The following is a 19,316-nucleotide window of genomic DNA, read 5'->3' on the forward strand; positions in this document are numbered from 1 at the left end:
TCTGGCAGGAAGTGCTTTTTTGCCGGACAGATGCCCATCACAGAGGAAAATCCGTAAGAGGAAAGTGGAACGGGCTTTTGATTTGAAGGAACAGAAATAAATTTAAAATAAATGAGGAAAGAGAAGGAGGAGGACTTTATTTCGTGGCATCGAAAACGAAATTACTAAAAGTTATCCCTTTGGGAGGACTGGGGGAAATCGGAAAGAATATGACGGTATTCGAATATGGGGAGGATATCGTCGTTGTGGATTGCGGACTCAGTTTTCCAGAGGATGAGATGTTGGGAATTGACCTTGTGATTCCGGACATCACTTATCTGAAAAAAAACAAGGAAAAAGTCAGGGCAATTGTATTGACCCACGGACATGAAGATCATATCGGGGCACTGCCCTATGTGCTCAGGCAGCTGAATGTACCGGTCTATGGGACTAAGCTTACCCTGGGACTGGTGGAGAACAAACTGAAGGAACACGGCATGGAACATGACGTTTCCCTTCATATAGTAAAAGCAAAGGATGTTGTCAGGTTTGGAAACATATCGGTGGAGTTCATTAAAACCAGTCACAGTATAGCGGATTCCGTCGCCCTGGCGATTACAACACCGGTGGGTGTCATCGTTCATACCAGTGATTTCAAGGTGGATTTTACACCGATTGACGGGCAGGTCATGGATCTGGCACGATTCGCAAGCCTGGGGGAGCAGGGTGTGCTGGCTCTTTTGTGCGACAGCACCAATGTGGAACGCCCAGGGTACACCATGTCGGAGAAGACCGTCGGAGTCACCTTTGAAAACATCTTTGACGAAGCTGCAGGAAGAATTATCGTGGCTTCCTTTGCATCCAATGTTCACCGGATTCAGCAGGTTGTAAATGCCACGGTGAAACATCACCGGAAATTGTGTGTTTCCGGAAGAAGTATGGTGAATGTAGTCAATGTGGCAACTGAACTGGGATATCTGAAAATACCATCCAACTTGCTGGTGGATGTGGACCAAATTGGTGATTATCCGGATAAGAAGGTTGTGGTGCTTACCACCGGCAGCCAGGGAGAGCCCATGTCTGCATTGGCCAGAATGGCTGCATCGGAGCATCGCAAGCTGGATATTAAACCTGACGATTTGGTGATCATATCTGCAAGTGCCATTCCGGGGAATGAGAAGCTGGTCAACAAAATTGTAAATCAATTGTTTAAAAAAGGTGCAAACGTAATTTATGAGGCCCTTATGGAAACCCATGTATCCGGCCATGCCTGCCAGGAAGAGCTGAAGCTCATTCATACTCTTGTCAAGCCGAAATTTTTTATTCCGGTTCACGGAGAGTATCGGCATCTGAAACAACACGCCAAACTGGCGGAGTCCCTGGGCATGCCCAAAAAGAACATTTTCATTGCCGAGTTGGGCAATGTCATTGAATTCACTCCGAATTCCTGCAGAATCAACGGCTCCGTTACAGCCGGAAAAGTATTGGTGGACGGGCTTGGCATTGGAGATGTAGGGAATATCGTGCTGCGCGACAGGAAGCATCTGTCTCAGGATGGCCTGATGGTGGTGGTTATTACCATGTCCAAGGATAATTACAGCATCATTGCCGGACCGGACATCATCTCACGCGGATTTGTCTATGTACGCGAGTCCGAGAAATTGATGGAGGATGCAAAGAAAATTGTAAAGAATGTTCTGGAGGAATGTGAGGAAAAGAAAATCACAGACTGGAATACCATCAAACTGAATATCCGAAACGGTTTAAGGGATTTTCTTTATGAGCGTACCAAGCGCAAGCCCATGATCCTTCCTGTTATTATGGAAATCTGACAGGTTTGTTCAGCGGGAATGCAATGAAATACTTGTCAAGTCCCGCTCGAAAAGGTATAATGATGGAGTTTGGAGAAATGGATAATTGGAAGGGAGGGGGGGTTCATGCCTGATTCGGAGATCGGGAAAGATAAAGAAACGATAAAATTGCAGAAGGATAGAACGCTGAAAAAGGTACTGAGGCAAATTCTTATCTTTCTGATTAGTCTGTCCATCGTCGTTGCTACTTTTGCCCTGGTTGCCTATGGAATCTACGCCAGGTTCTTTAAGCCGATAAACCCGAAGGATTCTGCCAAAATCAGTGTGGAAGTCCCTATGGGCACTTCTATAAACGGTATTGCAGAGATTTTGCATAAGAAGGGCCTGATACGGAATGAGGGTGCATTTAAGCTTATGGTTGATTTTTCCGATAAAACCAATGAGATGCAGGCCGGGAAGTACGAGCTTTCCAAAAGCATGACCCTTCAGGACATGATCAATGAGCTTCTGGATGGACGGATCTCTGTTTCCTCCATAAAGATAACCATCCGGGAGGGCGATGATATTCGAAAGATTGCATCCCGTCTGGTCAATGAATATAAATTGGCTTTTACGGAGGAAGACTTTATAAAAGAAGCAAAAAATGTGGATCATTATGTTGCGGATTATCCGTTTTTGAGAGATATCCCCGAAGCCCGGAAAAAAGGGAAATTTCCACTGGAGGGGTACCTGTTTCCCAATACCTATTACGTTTTTACAGACGATTCTCCGGAGAAGATCATCCGGATCCTGCTGGGCCAGTTCGATAAAACCTTTACCCAGGATATGCAGGAAAAGGCTCAGGAAGAAAATTTTACAGTGGATCAGGTGGTTACCCTGGCATCTGTCATTCAGAATGAAGGGATAGATGAAGAGTTTACAAAGATATCCGCTGTATTCCAGAACCGGCTTCGAATCGGCATGAAACTGGAATCCTGTGCCACCATCAATTATGTCCTGGACAAGGATGTGAAGCAAACCAATCTGACCGCTGAGGATACCAGGGTGGATTCGCCTTACAACACCTACCGGAATCCGGGATTGCCGGCAGGACCGATTTCTTCCCCCGGTAAATCGGCAATGGAGGCCGTATTGAATCCTTATGGCGAGTATATGGATGAAAAGAAATCCATGTTGTATTTTGTACTGATGGATCCACAGGAAGGGTTGCATGCCTTTAACAGCACATATGAAGGACATGTGAGGGATAAAAAGAAATATCAGGTTCTCTGGAATTGATTTTATAAGATCAAAGGGTTCATTTATTATAAATGAGCCCTTTTTTCAGATATGGATATGGTATCCATAAAAAATCAAGTCTGGGAGGATAGACCAAGCCTTTACAGGGTATACTTACATTACCCTGTAAAGGCTTGTTTTTTATCCGGCAGTCAGCCTATATGGATGAAACAGATCACTTTTGGAGAGGAGTGCATGTCATTGAGAAAAGCACCATCCCGAAAAAAACGTTTTTTTTATTTGGGCTGTTGCTTCACCGTCCTGTTTGCATTGCTCATTTTGCGGCTGTTTCAGATTCAAATTATCGATGGGAAGAAATATGCCAAAATGGCCCTTCCCCAGCAAACGGTAACCGTGGATGTGGAAGAAAAGCGGGGGGATATTACGGATCGGAACGGCATTCCGTTTACACAGGCAGACGAGGTTCAGGAGCTGTTGATCTTCCCCAGAAGCATCGGATTTGACGATTCCGCTTACGAGGCAATCGAAAAGCTGACCGGAAAGCCGAAGGCCTATTTTAATCACAAAGATCAGACGTATTATCAGGAAATTATTACGGACCCGGATTCTGCAAGGATCAGGCCGATTCAGAAGGGACAGTATCCGGGAGTATTATATCAGGAGCGAAGTCTGCGATATGGTGATCATTCCCTGGCGCGACATGTAATCGGATATCTGAGGAAATCCGACGGAGTTCCCATGAGCGGAATGGAAAAGGTGTATGAGAGCTATCTTCATCCCGGATCCGTGAAACAGGTGCAGGCAGTGGCAGATGCAAAGGATCATATTATTCCTGGTCTGGGATATCAAATCACCGATCCCATGGAATCCTGTCAGGTCCGGCTTACTCTGGATTACGATATTCAGCAGATTTTGGAAAACGTTTTGGATCAGTATCCGGACCGCCATCACAGCGGCCTGGTGGTGGATGCACGGACCGGGGACATTCTGGCATTGGCCAGCAGGCCTCAATTCAAGCAATATGATCCGGAATGCGTTATGAATCATAACGAAGAACCTTCTTTTCTTGCAATGCCTTTTGAACAATATCCTCTGGGATCGGTATTCAAGGTTGTTGTGGCCGCTGCGGCACTGGAAAGCGATAAATACACCGAAAATACAAGATTTACCTGTACCGGCGGGATACAGGTGGGCAGCCGCTTTTTTTCCTGTCATACTTCCAGCGGCGGATTAGGCGGGATTTCACTGCGGGAAGCTCTTGCCTATTCCTGTAATGACACCTTCATACGGATTGCCATGGACCTTGGTGGAGAGGACATTGTAAAAATGGCCGAAAAATTTGGTCTGGGGAAGGCTCTGGACATCGAATTGCCCAATGCGGCCGGACTTCTTATGTCCAGGCAGGAATACACCGGTCCCGGAATTGCCAATCTGGCAATTGGTCAGGGAGAGACTATGGTGACTCCCCTTCAGATAGCGGATCTCATGACGACTCTGGCCAATGGCGGTCAACGGAAACAATTACGACTTGTGGCAGGGCTGACCGCACCGGACGGATCTTCCCTGAAAAATGTGCAGAAAACTGCGAAATCATCCAGAAAAGACCGTACTATGGGAAGAGTGATTTCCGAAAAAACTGCCGGGACATTATCGGAATGGATGGGGGATGTTACGGAATATGGTACAGCAGAAAAGGCAAGGGATCCGCAAATCGGGGGAATTGCCGGAAAGACGGGTACCCCTCAGGTATCCGGAGATCCCTACAGCAAGGAATATGGATGGTTCGCTGGCTATTTTCCGAAAAAGGATCCCCGGTATGTTATCGTTGTACTGAGCAAGGAAGAAGGAGGAGCTGATCAGGTAGCGGTACCTCTGTTTCACGATATTGCAAAGAATATCCGGATCCATGCAGGACAATAATTTTCAGCATTTCTTCGGCACTGTCCCTTTTTTGTGACCTTGATGCACCTTTTTACAAATCGTCTCATATAATTTAAACAGGGTATCTTTGAGAAGGATTTGGGGAGGTGACATCATGGAAGCCATTACAGGGAGCTTGCTGGCACTCATCAAATGCTTTTTTTTCATGGCACATATTATGGGGAATAATTCCTTCCCACAGCCTCTGGAACCGGAAGAAGAGGAGTATCATCTGAAACGGCTGGCTGAAGGCCATGAAGACTCCAGAAACATTCTTATTGAGCATAATCTGAGGCTGGTTGCCCATATCGTAAAAAAATACAATAACACCGGAAAAGAAGTGGATGATCTGATCTCCATAGGAACCATCGGTTTGATCAAAGCCATATCCACCTATAATATGAATAAAAACACCAGGCTTGCTACCTATGCAGCACGCTGCATTGAAAACGAAATCCTGATGACTATCCGTGCATCCAGGAAAACCAAAGGGGAGGTTTCCCTTCAGGATCCCATTGGAATGGACAAAGAAGGAAATGAAATTACCCTGATTGATATTCTGGGTACGGATCCTGATTCCGTAACGGATCAGGTGGAACTCAAGCTTCAGGTCCGGAAACTGCGTGAAAAAATGCAGTCTGTTCTGAAAAAAAGAGAGCAAATTGTTTTGGAAATGCGTTACGGCCTGTCCAACGGGAAGAGTAAAACGCAGAGAGAAATTGCACAAATACTTGGAATTTCCAGATCCTATGTTTCCAGAATCGAAAAAAAGGCGATTATGAGACTGGCAAAGGAGTTTGACAGCCCTTCGTGTGATTCCGGGAAGAACAGTGTGTGACCGTGTCGCCAATGAGCTGTGGAGGTTTTGCATACGCTGCATCCGGAAATTTGCACCGGCAGCGTTATCGACAACCCTGCCTCATATATGGTATAATAAATTCGGAAGAAATTTCATAAAATGAATAAAACATATATGAGGTGAATCGTCTATGGCCGAACGTGATTATATTATTGCCACGGCGTCTACCGCCGATCTGCCGGCTGAATTCTTTGAGGAGCATGACGTCCCGTTCATAAGCTACAACTATACGATAGACAATGAAGTCTATTACGACGATTGCAGGGAAGAGTCCCGTGAACGCGTCTACAAACGTATGCGGAAAGGCGCAGAACTTTCTACTTCGATGATCAACACCTATGAATATCATGAATTCTTTAAAAAGCTCATGGAGCAGGGAAAGGATGTCCTGTATCTCGATATGACAAAACAGCTTTCCCATTCCTATGTAAATGCTGCCGAGGCTGCCGGTCAGATAAGGGAAGAGTATCCCAATCAGCGCTTTTATGTGATGGATACTCTGTGTGTTTCCGGCGGGCTGGGGTTGCTGATTACCTATATGGTCCGGCTCAGGGACGGAGGCAGTAGTTTTGATGAAGTGATAGACTGGGCTGAGAAGCATAAACGCAACATCATGCACTGGTTTACGGTGGATGATCTGCATTATCTTAAACGCAGCGGGCGTGTCTCCAACTCGGAGGCAATGGTCGGCTCGTTGCTTCATGTAAAGCCGGTACTCTATGTGGATAACGACGGCAGGCTGACTTTATGCAACAAGGTGCGTGGTCGCAAATCAGCGCTGCTTGCCATCCTCGATAAGATGAAGACTGACTTCACTGAGCCGGATGGGCAGGAGGTACATATTAACCATGCGGACTGCATCGGGGACGCGGAATTTGTCCGGGACAGGGTGCTGGAGAATTTTCCTTCCGTTTCCAGGGTGACCATCACGAATCTTGGCGTGGTGATCGGCGCACACTGCGGGCCAGGCCTGTTTACAATATTTTACCTTGGCAACAAGCGCTTTTCCTGATATCTGTTTTGAAATTTTTATCATGATTGGATGAAGTGAATTTCAATGGAAAGTAGGCGCTTTTCATGCATTTTCCGGGGAAATGAATCGAAAAAGCGGATTGGCTGGAATAAGATTCCAGTCAATTTTTTGACAGATAAACCGATTCTTTATATAATGAACACAATATAATATACGACATTCAGGATGATGAAAGAAATTTTTTCATTGTCGGAAAAGGAAGATCTCCATGCAGGATTTGTTTCAGCCCGATCAGACAGCAGGGTCCATCTATGATATTGAATTGGAGGATCTTTGGAATCGGGGATATCACAATATCATACTCGATATTGACAACACCATTACCCCATGGAACCAATATCATATCAACCCGCAGCTGGACCGCTGGCTGCGCAGGGCAGAGAAAACAGGTTTCCGGATCTGCCTTCTGTCCAACAGCCAACAGCAAAAAGTGCAGCAATTCGCCTTGGAATTGGGTGTAATCGCCGCACCATGCAGGGGAAAGCCATGTGTCCGGGCTTTTCAGAGTGCTTTGGCTGCTCTTAAGAGCATGTCCTGCGATACGCTGGTCATTGGAGATCAGATTCTCACTGATATTCTGGGAGGAAATCGGACAGGCCTTTATACCATACTGGTTGATCCAATGGATCCCAGGGAGTTTATCGGGACAAAGTTCAACAGATGGATCGAGAGACTTCTGGTTGGGAGGAAATCCAAATGCAAGTCACACAGGATTTCAAAATAAACAAAGAAGCCCGCAGGGAAACCGGGCTGGGTGATGTTTTGCTGGAATTGGGGATTTTATCTTCCGAGCAGCTGGAGGAAGAGCTGAGAAGGCAAAAAAGCACAGGGGAAAAGCTGGAAGAGCTTTTGATCAAAGACGGCCTGGTAAATGAAAAGCAGTTGATCCAGGTTTTGAAGGCCTATCGCAATTTGCCTTATATCGATTTTTCCGGATTCCGGATCGATCCGCAGGTACCCCGGCTGATCAGCGAGAGCCTGGCAAGAAGACATATGTTGATACCGGTTTCCCGGGAAGGAAATGAAATTGTCGTGGCAATGTCGGATCCCTTCAATCTGTATGCCATTGATGATGTCAGTATCGCTACAGGCCTGAACGTAAAACCTGCCCTGGCCCTGCGGAGTTCCATCCGGATAGCTGTGGATCAGTATTATGGCAACGAGAGTGCGGAAAGGGCAGTCAGTGACTTTGTAAAGGAAGCCGGGGCAACGCCGGATCCGATGAAGCGGAGTGTGGAAAGGGAAGCCCTGGCTGTGGATGCCGTAAATCATGCTCCGGCAGTACGGCTTGTCAATTCCATTATGGAGCGCGCTGTACGGGCAAGGGCAAGCGATATTCATATCGAACCCTATGAAGGGGAAGTTCGCATCCGCTTTCGGATTGACGGCGATCTTCAGGAAATCATGACGGTTTCCAGGGCCGTTCATTCAGCTGTTGTGACGCGGATTAAAATACTGGGCAGGATGGATATTGCAGAGAAACGGCTCCCTCAGGATGGGAGAGTGGAGATGCAAGTGGACAACAAAGAAGTGGATCTGCGAATTTCCGTTCTTCCGACCATATACGGCGAGAAGATTGTGGTCCGCCTTCTGAATCGCAATAGTACGATTCGTACCAAATGTCAGCTGGGCTTCAGTGAAGGGAATATAAAGTTGTTCAGCAAACTGATCCGGAGTCCCAATGGGATCATTCTGGTCACAGGCCCTACAGGAAGCGGAAAGACGACTACATTATATGCTGCCTTGCAGGAATTGAACCGGACAAGCCGCAATATTATTACGGTGGAAGATCCCGTGGAATATCATCTGGATGGAATCAATCAGGTCCAGGTCAATACCAGGACCGGCCTGACATTTGCCAACGGCTTGCGTTCCATCCTGAGACAGGATCCGGACATTATCATGATCGGCGAGATCCGTGATGCGGAAACGGCGGAAATTGCCATCCGCGCTTCCATAACAGGGCATTTGGTATTGAGCACCATGCATACCAACGATTCTGCTTCCGCAGTATCGAGGCTGGTGGACATGGGGATTGAACCCTATCTGGTTTCTTCCGCTGTGATCGGTGTCGTTGCGCAGAGGCTGGTAAAAAAGATCTGTACAAACTGCAGGAAAGCGTACCAGCCGGTTCCCTCCGAAAGGGAACTTCTCCATCTGTCCCAGGCGGATGTTCTCTATCGGGGCACGGGATGCAACATGTGCGGCAATACCGGCTATCTGGGCAGAACCTCCATTCATGAGGTTATGCTGATGACCCGTGAAATTCGTGAACTGATCACGGGCAGGGCATCCATTGATCAGTTGCGAATGGCTGCTTCAAGACATGGGACCGTCCCGTTGCATGAAAATTGCGGGCAGCTGGTTCGGCAGGGAATTACGTCACTGGATGAAATGCTGAGAATTACATATCGTTTGGAATAAGGGAGAGAAAGGAAATGGAATTCTTTGACCTTCTGAAAGATACAGTGAATGCGAAAGCATCGGATCTCCACATTGCAGTGGGTATCCCGCCTGTCATGAGAATCCATGGAAAGCTGCAGCGCTTTGGAGAGATTTCCATGACGCCAAAGGACACCGATGCTTTTATCCGTCAGGTTCTGAACGAAACCCAGTTGGAAGAGCTGGAGGAAAACGGGGAACTGGATCTGCCTTTTTTTCTGCCGGGTGTCGCCCGATTTCGGATAAATGTCTATAGACAGCGCGGATGGCATGCATTGGCAATTCGTGTGATTCCCGCAAGAGTACCTGCTTTGGATGAGTTGGGTCTTCCGGGGACTTTGAAGGATCTTTGCAGGAAGGTAAGAGGGCTGATTCTTGTCACCGGTCCCAGCGGAAGCGGAAAGTCCACCACACTGGCTGCCATGGTGGACCACATCAATCGAAACAGGAGCTGTCACATCATCACTTTGGAAGATCCCATCGAATATTTGCATGAACATAACCATTGCATTGTCAATCAAAGGGAGATCGGCAGCGATTCCAGATCTTTTTCCAATGCTCTGCGGGCTGCATTGCGGGAGGATCCGGATGTGATTCTGGTGGGAGAGATGCGGGATCCGGAAACCATGGGAATTGTTCTGACCGCTGCAGAAACCGGGCACCTGGTTTTATCCACACTTCATACCCTTCGTGCAGATCAGACAGTGGATCGGATCATCGATTCCTTTCCCGTGAATCAACAGGCCCGGATCCGGATCCAACTGGCTCAGGTGCTGGAAGGTATTATTTCACAGCAGCTTCTTCCTCTGGCCAATGGGAAAGGACGGGTGGCTGCACTGGAGATTCTGTTGGCGACAGGCGCAGTCCGCAACCTGATCCGGGAAGGGAAAACACATCAGATCCTGACCGCTGTCCAGACCGGAACAAAGGTTGGTATGCAGACAATGGATGCCTCACTGAGGGAATTGGTTCGTGAAGGATGCATTACTTCCGAAACGGCCAGAGAGCATGCAATGGATCCGGAAATGCCGGGACGCTATCTCCCGGGCTAAGAGGGCCTGCCAAAAGTGGAAATTCAGGTTATTTCATCTGCCTGATACGGACAGAAGTAAGTCGTAAGGGGGAAGACAGATGCCTTTATACAATAAATATCACCCCATTGCAGTAAGCAGGGTGACGGAAGGCACGGGCCTGAGAAAAATGGCCGGATCCCGCAAAGTGAGGACAAAGGATATCGCTGTTTTTGCGAGACAGTTTTACACCATGCTGAATGCAGGGATTCCAATCGTAACATGTCTTGACATTCTGAGAAAGCAAACGAAGAACAATTTATTGAAAGAAGCCCTGGTTCAGGTTGATGAATCCGTTCAGGCAGGTTCTTCGCTTTCTGAGAGCCTGAAGGATCACAAAAACGTATTTCCGGAATTGTTCATTTATATGATGGAAGCCGGAGAAGTCAGCGGTACCCTGGAAAGCATCATGGAACGCATGGCAGTGCACTATGAAAAGGAATCGAAAATGCAGCGCAAAATAGCGGAGGCAATGGCTTACCCGGTTTTATTGGTGATTGTCTCGGTCGTGGTGGTTGTCTTTATGCTGATTGCCATCCTTCCCACCTTTTTATCCATGTTTGAGGGCAACGGCATACTACTGCCCGCACCAACCCGCTTGTTGCTTCACATCAGCAATGCGCTGCGGCATCACGGTCCTGCCCTGCTCCTCATCGGCATAGCTGTTGGCTATACGCTCCGTCGCTCTGTCCGGACGGACAGCGGCAGAAAATCATTGGATCAACTGAAACTGAAGCTGCCCGTTGTGAAAAATCTTGTGATGAAGAGTTCTGTTTTCCGGTTTACCCGGACACTTTCCATCCTTTTGGCCAGTGGGATCCCACTGCTTTCTGCAATGAAAATTGTGGCAAAGGTAGTTGGAAATCGTGTGGTGGCAGATGCGATTTTGACAATCCGGGAGGATCTTCGAAAAGGATTTGATCTGTCCGGATCCATTCAAAGGCAGGGGATTTTCCCTTTCATGGTTGTTTCCATGGTTCAGGTTGGAGAGGCATCCGGTACACTGGATGATGTTCTTTCCCGGACAGCGGATTATTATGAGGAAGAGACCGATGCAGCCATTCAGAAGATGACAACCATGCTGGAGCCGGTCATGCTGATCCTGATGGCGGTTGTGATCGGCTTTATCGTGATTGCCATGTATCTTCCCATGATTGATATGATGCAAACCATACAATAATCATGCGATGATACCCGGTGGGCGAAAAGAGGTGGGCATCCCAAAATGGTTGGGCGATAGAAATGGAAGCATTGTTTCCTGTAATTGTTTTTATAACCGGTTTGCTGATGGGGAGCTTTTTCAATGTATGTATCTACAGGATTCCCAAAAAAGAGTCCATTGTTTTTCCTGCTTCCCATTGTACGGTCTGCAACGCAAAACTGAATGGACCGGATCTGATTCCCGTTCTCAGCTATCTCTGCCTGAGAGGCAGGTGCAGGTATTGCCATGCAAAAATATCCGTCCGGTATCCACTGATTGAACTGCTGACCGGATCGGTTTATCTGGCATTGGCAGTCCGGGTTGGCATGGGAAAGACATTTGTTGCTTATGCGGTTCTTTGTTCCCTGCTGATTGTTGCCGCAGCCATTGATATGGAATATCAGATCATACCGGATGGACTGATCCGTACCGGCGGGATTTTCGGCATCTTGCTGAGCCTGGCCGGTTGGTCCGTTTCCTGGCAGAATTCGCTGGCGGGAATGTTGCTTGGCGGGGGCTTCCCTTTGCTGGTCGCTTTCCTGTTTTGGAAGGTTCGGCACAAGGAAGGAATGGGCGGAGGAGATGGGAAGCTTATGGGGTTGGTCGGCCTGTTTCTTGGGTGGAAGCAGGCTGCCCTGTCCATCCTGTTGTCCATATATGCCGGAGGCCTTTTTGGTGGCATTCTTTTGCTGCTGCACAAAAAAAAATATAGTGATGCCATCCCTTTTGCACCTTTTATTGCCATAGGAACTTTCCTTTCCATTCTTTATGGCAGGGATCTGATTCGGTGGTATCTCCAGATTTTTTTTGGGCGATATCCCGGATGAAGATATTGAATTATGTAGAAATATATACTATAATACACTTGATTATCAAATATTAGATGAATTTGGCTTATTCTACAGAATCCTTTGGTGTGAGGGGGAAAGGAATGATTGGATGCGGGAAGGCGTCCATTTATCCGGAAAGAACAGTGGTTTTACACTGATAGAGATCCTGCTTGTTATCCTGATACTGGGTATTCTGACTTCACTGGCTGTTCCTGATCTGCTGCACTTCAGCGACCGTTGGGTATTGCGCAGCACGGCCTGTCAGATTGCCAATGATATCCGCCGGGTGCAGAGAATATCCGTTCAGGAGAGCGATTCCTGCCATTTTGAACTGCACACCGGAGAGTGTTATTATCTCATCCGAAGAGAGAATCTGTTATTCGATCCCATAAAAAAAGTATCTCTGGACCCCAGGATATCAGAAATCTCCTCCACTCTTTATAGCCCAAATTATGGAGGGGAATGGAAAGATTATCGGATTTTAAGATTTTCCTATTTGGGGAGTCCCAATCAGGCCGGGTCCATCCTCCTGAAAACGAAACACGGGAATCATATTCGGATAACCGTTGAGGTAGCCACCGGCAGGGTACGGGTATATGAATGAGAAGGGCAAGTCATTATCGGGCCATAAAGGGTATAGTCTGATAGAAGTGATGGTTGCGATGATGATCGTTGGAATTCTGGTTCCGCCTTTTTTTGGCATGGCAATACACTTTACCAAGGTAAATCAGAAGAGCAGGACGATTTTACTGGCAGATGCGGCTGCAGACAACCAATACGAGGAATTAAAGAGTCTGTCTGTTCCGAAGCTGGCTTCGATGGCGGAAAAGGAGCGAAAAAAGGATGGGGATTTTTTCCTTGAAACGGAGGCAAAGCGTTATTTCCCGGAATCCGATACAGAGGAAAGAGGTATGGATCATCTGGATTTGATTCTGAAGGATAACGGAGAAGGCGGGTTCCTGTCCTATTTTGTCGCCAATGATCTGCAAAGCCTGATCTCCCTTTCCGGCAGCGGCTTTCTTCAGGTGGATCTGAAACAGGAAGCAAGTGGAATGTCCATGCGAATGGCGGATGCAGACGGAAATTCCATATTCCATCATCTGAACCCATCCACAGGGATTCATGAGCTCAACATTTGTGCACAGCAAATGCATACGGACCTGTCGGTTTCTGTCTGCGCGGAGGACTGTACGGACCCGTGGAATATCAACGTATATGAATCTCCATTTCGTTACGGAAGAGTGCTGGTCCACTGTAACGGACAGACTTTTTCAACAGATCAGCGGGCAGGCAGATTGGGAACGGATCCGGTCCGCTTTTTTTCCTATAAAGCTGGAGAGGCGGCCAGCGCCCTGGTTTTTGTGCAGGTTAAGGTGTTTGCAAAGCCGGGGGATAAAAAACCCGTTTCTGTCCGTCAGGGTATCATTCGGGCAGTTTATTAGGAGGAGTGCATTGAACAAACAAAGTGGACTGACCCTTCTTGAATGCATCCTGTCACTGAGTATTTTTTCCATTGTAATAGCTGCTGTCATGACATTTTCCATGACGGCATATCGCCTGGTCCAATCCATTGAAGAACAGGTGGAAGCAGAGGAAAATGTCCGGGCAGCACTGGATCGTATATCGGAAACAATACGCTTTACGGACGGGGCCGGAAAAAAAGTGGAGGTTTCCGGAAAAGAGCTGAATATCTATATTGAGAACGTTTCAACTCCATCGCATGGGGTGCATGCCTATACTTTATCGAAAAGTGGAACCCTGAGAGAAAGTTTTGGCGGTGGAGTAAATGATCTTGCGCACAATATATCCGTTTTTGAACCCAGTCTGGAGAAGGATCTGCTGACGATAAAAATAGGCAGGAAAGGATATCACGGCAAGCCTGCATTTACGTTGAAGAAAGTGTTCTATCTTGGAGATGAGTAATTGAAGGGTTCGATACTGATTCCGCTTCTTTTTATTATGGCAGCTCTCTCGGTTCTGCCGGGGATGGTATCCTCCGTGGTGGATAACCATTTTGCCATTTCCAGGGCGGAGGATCTGCATCAGGAAGCCTATTATCTGGCAGAATCCGGCGCCCGTTGCGCTGCCCGGGATTTTACGCAGATCATCCGGGAGGTTCAGGCGGAATGCCTGTCGGATTTTGAGTGGGATCCTTTGATGCATTCGCTTTCCAGTCTACAGGAAAGTGCGGACCGGCATGTGGCGGAAGAGTTGATCCCAAAACTGAAGGGAAGATTGAAAGAAATGGGCTATGGGGATTCTGTGGTGGATTATACCGGACCGGTTTTATCAGATCTGCCTCCCGAATCGGATATCGATGTGAAGATTATCTGCAGGTTCCGCAACCAACCTCCAGAGATGAGGATTGTCTCCAGGGCAAAAATCGGTAAAATAAAAAGACGGGTCGATGCCACTCTTCAAATCAATAAAGTAAGTCAGCTATATGACAGCAGTCTGTTTTGTATGACTCTGTTATCCGATGAGGGAATGGAAGTATGCGGCTCCGGCTCTTTCCAGTCCGATGGTGAGGTATACACCCAGGGGGAGATTCTTGCAGAGGGGCAAAGCAGGCTGGAACTACGCAATCATCTTTTCACCAGGCAGGATATTATCATCCGGGAGGAAAGCTCCGCTTCTTTTTCACAGGATCTTGTCTGCGGCAGCATTATAACAGCAGGAAAAGGCAATCAGGTTATTTGCCGAAAGGATGTATATGCCTATCATCCCATAGAGGCTCTGCAGAATTCCATTGCGATTAAGGGAAACCTTCATACTCCCCGTCAATCCAATTTTCTTGCGGGGGCGGCAACCGGGGACATTCTGTACAAAATGGAAAAACAGGCTGGCTGGGATTACAGAACACAGCTGGATCCATCGGTTTTGGTACCAAAGGTTAATGTGCTGCCAAATGAAACAGGATTCTCTGTCCGGAATCCGGATTCCCCTGTCCTTTGTGTGATTCCGGAGGAAAAAGATATTGTCCTCCCACCGGGAGAATACAGCGGTATCGTGTGTACAAACGGTTCCATTCAGGTTGGACCGGGGGATTCCGTACGTTTCCGCGGTCTGTTGATTTCCGGGAAAAAGGTGGTTGTGGAAGGAAACCTCAGTTTGAAGGAAGATAAAAGACTTTTGCTTCATTTGCTGGAGGAACAGGGGGAACCGCTGAAGCGCTTTTTCAGGGTGGATGACAAAAAGGCCCTGGTGGAGATTTCATCCTTCCGGGAGCATCTCTATCGGGAAATTATAGAAGAATGAGGTGAGTCTTTCGTTGGCCTTTTCCAGAAAAGTTCTTGCTTTGGACATGGGAAACCATTCCTATAAGATCATTGCAGCTGTCAAAGAGCCGGATATCCGCATCCTTCATTATGGCATTCTTCCATGGGAGGAAATCAACGGGACCGGAACCCCGGTGCGACTCATCCGGAAATGGCAATACCGTTCCATGAATACGGTATTGTCTTTTCACCACACGTCCATGGTGATCCGGGAAATAAAGCTGAAGGGGGAAGAGGAATCCCGGTTCCCCGGGCTTGTATGGGAAGAGATGAATCGATACCAGACGGATCTGAATGAGAAGTTTGATTATGATTATCTTCTGTTACCCGAAAGGGATCGTCAAAACGGACAGCGTACAGCGTTAGCCGCTGCTGTTTCCAGAAGCGTCAATCGGGAATATATTGACAGGGCAATCCGCCTGGGATTCCATCTGACCGCTGTCGATGTCCAGATCTATGCCGTTCTGCGGGTTTTCCGTTGCCTGATGAATCGCTGCAGGGAGCTTCCTTCCCATTCTGCTTATTTGATGCTGGATCTGGGGTACGACAACACCACGGTAGCCATTGCTTATCGGGAAAGAATATTTGCGCCCAGGGTGATTCCTGTAGGATGCAGATGCCTGGAGGGCGGGTCCGCGGACCTCATGGAGGGTTATCTGATTCCCATTCTCCGAAGCTGCAGCAGTCTGATAGATACCTTTACCTATTCCCATGCCGGTATTCCCCTGCAGCAGGCGATCGCATACGGAGGAGGCGTGTATGCCGGGGGTGTTTGTTCTGCCATGCAGGATCAGATTTCCGTGAAACTTTCTGACATGAATGAATTTCGGAATTATTTTCCTGAAATTCCGTCCGGAATGGATCTGAATTTGTACGGAAACTGCCTTGGCTCCGTGCTATGGAAGGAGAATACCGAATGAAGGATCTCAATCTTTTACCGCAGGAATATCAAGGAAAGTCGCCGGCAGGTCACTGGTTTGTTCTGTTTCTTATTTTGTGCCTTTCTGTCTGGCCGATAGTGAATTACGGTTTTCTGAAACCATTGCGGACCCGAAGTGAGAAAAAGCAGATGCTTGCTTCTGCCCGGGCGCAGACAGGGCAGCCTTCCGTGCTGGAGAAGGATTATGAACAGCAGCAGGCAAAGCTGGAGGAATGGCAGGACCGGATATCGGCTTTTCATGAAATGGAGGAGGAAGCTCCGCAATCCTGGCGGAATAGATGTGATGTCCTGATGGATTCCCTTCCGCATGGTGTCTCCATTCAGGAAATAACCTGTGATGGGACAACGGTCGTGGTGTCCGGAAGCAGTCCGGATGAAGTCCTTCTCGCAGAATATCTCCGCAATCTGAAGGACAGCGGGTTCTTTTCAGAGGTTCGTATGGAAAGGATCCTTTATCGGGACAATAAGGAAGTGGCTTTTCATTTATATTTATATGGTATCCTGGATTTCCGGAAAACGAAGGAGGAGACATCATGAGCCGGAAGAACATCCGAAAAGAGCTGCTCCTGCCGGCCTTCCTTGTTTTTGCTTTCTTCCTGTATTACAGGTTCTTTCTTGGCCCGGTTCGCAGAGACATCCGCAATGATAGCAGGGAGTTGTCTTCCCTGCAGAAAAGTGCGGATATGGTTTGGAAGCGGGATGATCTTGCTGCCCGGTCCTCAGAACTGAAAACCAGGTTCCGGAAAATCAAGGCCGGTTTACCGAAAGATCTGGATTCTTATGATATAATCGTCATGCTGTCGGAATCGGACCTGGGTCACATGAAAAAAGAAAGTCTTATTTTTCTGGAGCCCATAAAAAAGAAGGACTATATTGTCCTGCCGGTGCGCTTTCATTTTTCAACGGATTATTCCGGTCTGACGCAGCTGTTGTCTTCCCTGGATTCCCTTTCCGTCCGGCCTTCCGTATCCGACATGCAGATATCGTTGATCCATCCGGAAGAAGGCAATGGGGATTCCATAGGGACGGCAGGTGGAGCGAATAATCCTCTTGATGTGGAGATGACGTTGAATTTTTACAGAAAAGGAGACAAAGCATCATCGGATGAATCAAAATCTGTTTCGATCAAATGACTTTCAAAGGAGTGTGTTTCTCATCATGAACAAAATAAAATTCGGCCCGGCTGGCAATTCTGAAAGCTTCTATGAACAAGGCCATCGAAACAGCGTGGAAATGCCGAAATGGCTTCATGACATGGGCCTGGAGGCCTATGAGTATTCCGTTACCAGGGGGATTCGCCTGAAGGAATCGACTGCAGGGGAAATTGGGGAACAGGCTGCAAAATGGGGAATTGCCATGAGCCTGCATGCGCCTTATTATATCAATCTGGCCAGCCGGGAGGAGGAAGGGCGGAAGAAAACCGTCCGTTATCTGTATCGCTCCATGGAAGCTGCCGACTGGTTTGGTGCGAAACGGGTTGTGTTCCATCCGGGATCTGCCGGAAAAGGGGACAGGGAGCCGGCAATGAAAGATGCGAAAAAGCTGTTGCTGCGGGCCATGGAGGAGTGCAGTGAATTTATCGCAAAAGGAATCCACCTCTGTCCCGAGACCATGGGAAAGAAGAACCAGCTGGGCTCACTGGAGGAAATACTGGATCTGTGCCAACTGGATGAGTCCCTGATTCCCACTGTGGATTTTGGACACCTTCATGCCCGTTCACAGGGAGGAATCCGCACATCAAAGGATTATGAAAACATATTGGATTCCATTTCGGGAGCGCTTGACGACCGGCGGGGAAGAGCGTTTCACGTGCATTTCAGCAGGATTGAATACACAGCTGCGGGGGAAAAAAGGCACCGGACCTATCAGGAAACGGAATACGGTCCGGACTTTGAGCCCCTTGCGGAGCTTCTCCTTCAAAAGAATCTGGAACCCGTCATTATATGCGAGTCCAGAAAAACCATGGCGGAAGATGCCGTCCGGCTGCAAAAAATCCTGCAGGAAAAATTTTCTCTATTCAACGGAGCCCGTTTATGATAACATGGTAATGAAATTCAAAAACGGCTGGCCTGCGGGGGCTGCCCGTTATAGAAGTATATAAATTGGAACACAATCTATTTTAGAGTCAGGAAAGAGAGGTACCGATCCAATGATATCAGCAGGTGATTTTCGAAAGGGCGTTACAGTGGAGATGGATGATTCCGTATACACCATTGTGGACTTTCAGCATGTAAAACCAGGCAAGGGGGCGGCTTTTGTCCGAACCAAGCTGAAAAATGTCATAACAGGCGGGGTGCTGGAGAAGACGTTCAGCCCTACGGACAAACTTCCCAGGGCCCATGTGGAGACCAAGGAAATGCAGTATCTTTACAATGATGGGGAGCTTTATTACTTTATGGACCTGGAGACTTATGAGCAGATCCCCCTGAACCAGTCCCAGGTGGAGGATGCGATCCCCTATATTAAGGAAAATTCCAATGTCATCATCAAATTTTTCAAGGGGGAGGCTTTCTCCGTGGAGCCGCCGAATTTTGTGGAATTGGAAGTGGTTCAGGCAGATCCGGGATTCAAGGGAGATACTGCCACCGGCGGGACCAAATCCTGTACTTTGGAAACCAGCGCAGTCATTCAGGTACCATTGTTTGTAAATGTGGGGGATGTCATACGGATTGACACCCGTACCGGGGAATATATGGAGCGCGTGTAATGCATAA

General features: G+C 47.8%; 19 protein-coding genes. All 19 read left to right on the top strand.

What is annotated here, in order from left to right:
* Positions 1–143: 143 nt before the first annotated feature.
* The 19 genes from QBE55_10865 (at position 144) to efp (ending at position 19,309) form a co-directional block, all read left to right on the top strand.
* A complete protein-coding gene (locus QBE55_10865) occupies positions 144–1,811 on the top strand; it encodes a ribonuclease J (protein WZL78029.1) in 1,668 nt (555 codons plus the stop codon).
* Positions 1,812–1,916: 105 nt separating this feature from the next.
* Positions 1,917–3,068 (top strand): endolytic transglycosylase MltG, encoded by a 1,152-nt coding sequence (gene mltG / locus QBE55_10870; GenBank protein WZL78030.1) that lies wholly within the window; start codon positions 1,917–1,919, stop codon positions 3,066–3,068.
* 195 nt (positions 3,069–3,263) lie between these two features.
* Entirely contained in the window at positions 3,264–4,949 is a 1,686-nt protein-coding gene (locus QBE55_10875) for a penicillin-binding protein 2 (protein ID WZL78031.1), read from the top strand.
* A gap of 115 nt (positions 4,950–5,064) precedes the next feature.
* Positions 5,065–5,787: an RNA polymerase sporulation sigma factor SigK gene (gene sigK, locus QBE55_10880; GenBank protein ID WZL78032.1), complete on the top strand. Its 723-nt coding sequence runs from the start codon at positions 5,065–5,067 to the stop codon at positions 5,785–5,787.
* Positions 5,788–5,938: 151 nt separating this feature from the next.
* Complete coding sequence (locus QBE55_10885) at positions 5,939–6,820, top strand: DegV family protein (protein WZL78033.1); 882 nt, start codon at positions 5,939–5,941, stop codon at positions 6,818–6,820.
* A 229-nt stretch (positions 6,821–7,049) separates the two neighbouring features.
* Positions 7,050–7,565: a YqeG family HAD IIIA-type phosphatase gene (locus tag QBE55_10890; GenBank protein WZL78034.1), complete on the top strand. Its 516-nt coding sequence runs from the start codon at positions 7,050–7,052 to the stop codon at positions 7,563–7,565.
* Positions 7,538–9,265, top strand: coding sequence for a GspE/PulE family protein (locus tag QBE55_10895; protein WZL78035.1), 1,728 nt, complete (start codon positions 7,538–7,540; stop codon positions 9,263–9,265). The genes QBE55_10890 and QBE55_10895 overlap by 28 nt, the downstream gene beginning before the upstream one ends.
* 14 nt (positions 9,266–9,279) lie before the next feature.
* On the top strand, positions 9,280–10,335 hold the full coding sequence (locus QBE55_10900) for a type IV pilus twitching motility protein PilT (GenBank protein ID WZL78036.1): 1,056 nt from the start codon (positions 9,280–9,282) through the stop codon (positions 10,333–10,335).
* Positions 10,336–10,414: 79 nt separating this feature from the next.
* Positions 10,415–11,533, top strand: coding sequence for a type II secretion system F family protein (locus QBE55_10905; protein ID WZL78037.1), 1,119 nt, complete (start codon positions 10,415–10,417; stop codon positions 11,531–11,533).
* A gap of 62 nt (positions 11,534–11,595) precedes the next feature.
* Entirely contained in the window at positions 11,596–12,381 is a 786-nt protein-coding gene (locus QBE55_10910; GenBank protein WZL78038.1) for a prepilin peptidase, read from the top strand.
* Positions 12,382–12,493: 112 nt separating this feature from the next.
* On the top strand, positions 12,494–12,988 hold the full coding sequence (locus QBE55_10915) for a prepilin-type N-terminal cleavage/methylation domain-containing protein (protein WZL78039.1): 495 nt from the start codon (positions 12,494–12,496) through the stop codon (positions 12,986–12,988).
* Positions 12,981–13,826, top strand: coding sequence for a prepilin-type N-terminal cleavage/methylation domain-containing protein (locus QBE55_10920; GenBank protein ID WZL78040.1), 846 nt, complete (start codon positions 12,981–12,983; stop codon positions 13,824–13,826). The genes QBE55_10915 and QBE55_10920 overlap by 8 nt, the downstream gene beginning before the upstream one ends.
* A 10-nt stretch (positions 13,827–13,836) precedes the next feature.
* Complete coding sequence (locus QBE55_10925) at positions 13,837–14,307, top strand: type II secretion system protein (protein ID WZL78041.1); 471 nt, start codon at positions 13,837–13,839, stop codon at positions 14,305–14,307.
* A complete protein-coding gene (locus QBE55_10930; protein ID WZL78042.1) occupies positions 14,308–15,642 on the top strand; it encodes a hypothetical protein in 1,335 nt (444 codons plus the stop codon).
* A gap of 13 nt (positions 15,643–15,655) precedes the next feature.
* Positions 15,656–16,582, top strand: coding sequence for a hypothetical protein (locus QBE55_10935; GenBank protein WZL78043.1), 927 nt, complete (start codon positions 15,656–15,658; stop codon positions 16,580–16,582).
* Positions 16,579–17,139, top strand: a complete 561-nt coding sequence (locus tag QBE55_10940) for a PilN domain-containing protein (GenBank protein WZL78044.1) — start codon at positions 16,579–16,581, stop codon at positions 17,137–17,139. The genes QBE55_10935 and QBE55_10940 overlap by 4 nt, the downstream gene beginning before the upstream one ends.
* The gene (locus tag QBE55_10945; protein WZL78045.1) at positions 17,136–17,735 is read left to right on the top strand and encodes a hypothetical protein; all 600 of its coding nucleotides are present in this window, start codon (positions 17,136–17,138) and stop codon (positions 17,733–17,735) included. The genes QBE55_10940 and QBE55_10945 overlap by 4 nt, the downstream gene beginning before the upstream one ends.
* A 25-nt stretch (positions 17,736–17,760) precedes the next feature.
* Positions 17,761–18,639: a TIM barrel protein gene (locus tag QBE55_10950; GenBank protein ID WZL78046.1), complete on the top strand. Its 879-nt coding sequence runs from the start codon at positions 17,761–17,763 to the stop codon at positions 18,637–18,639.
* Between the two features lie 112 nt (positions 18,640–18,751).
* Complete coding sequence (gene efp, locus QBE55_10955; GenBank protein WZL78047.1) at positions 18,752–19,309, top strand: elongation factor P; 558 nt, start codon at positions 18,752–18,754, stop codon at positions 19,307–19,309.
* Positions 19,310–19,316 lie beyond the last annotated feature (7 nt).

The sequence above is a fragment of the Eubacteriales bacterium mix99 genome (assembly GCA_038396605.1).
Lineage (GTDB): Bacteria > Bacillota > Clostridia > Caldicoprobacterales > DTU083 > UBA4874.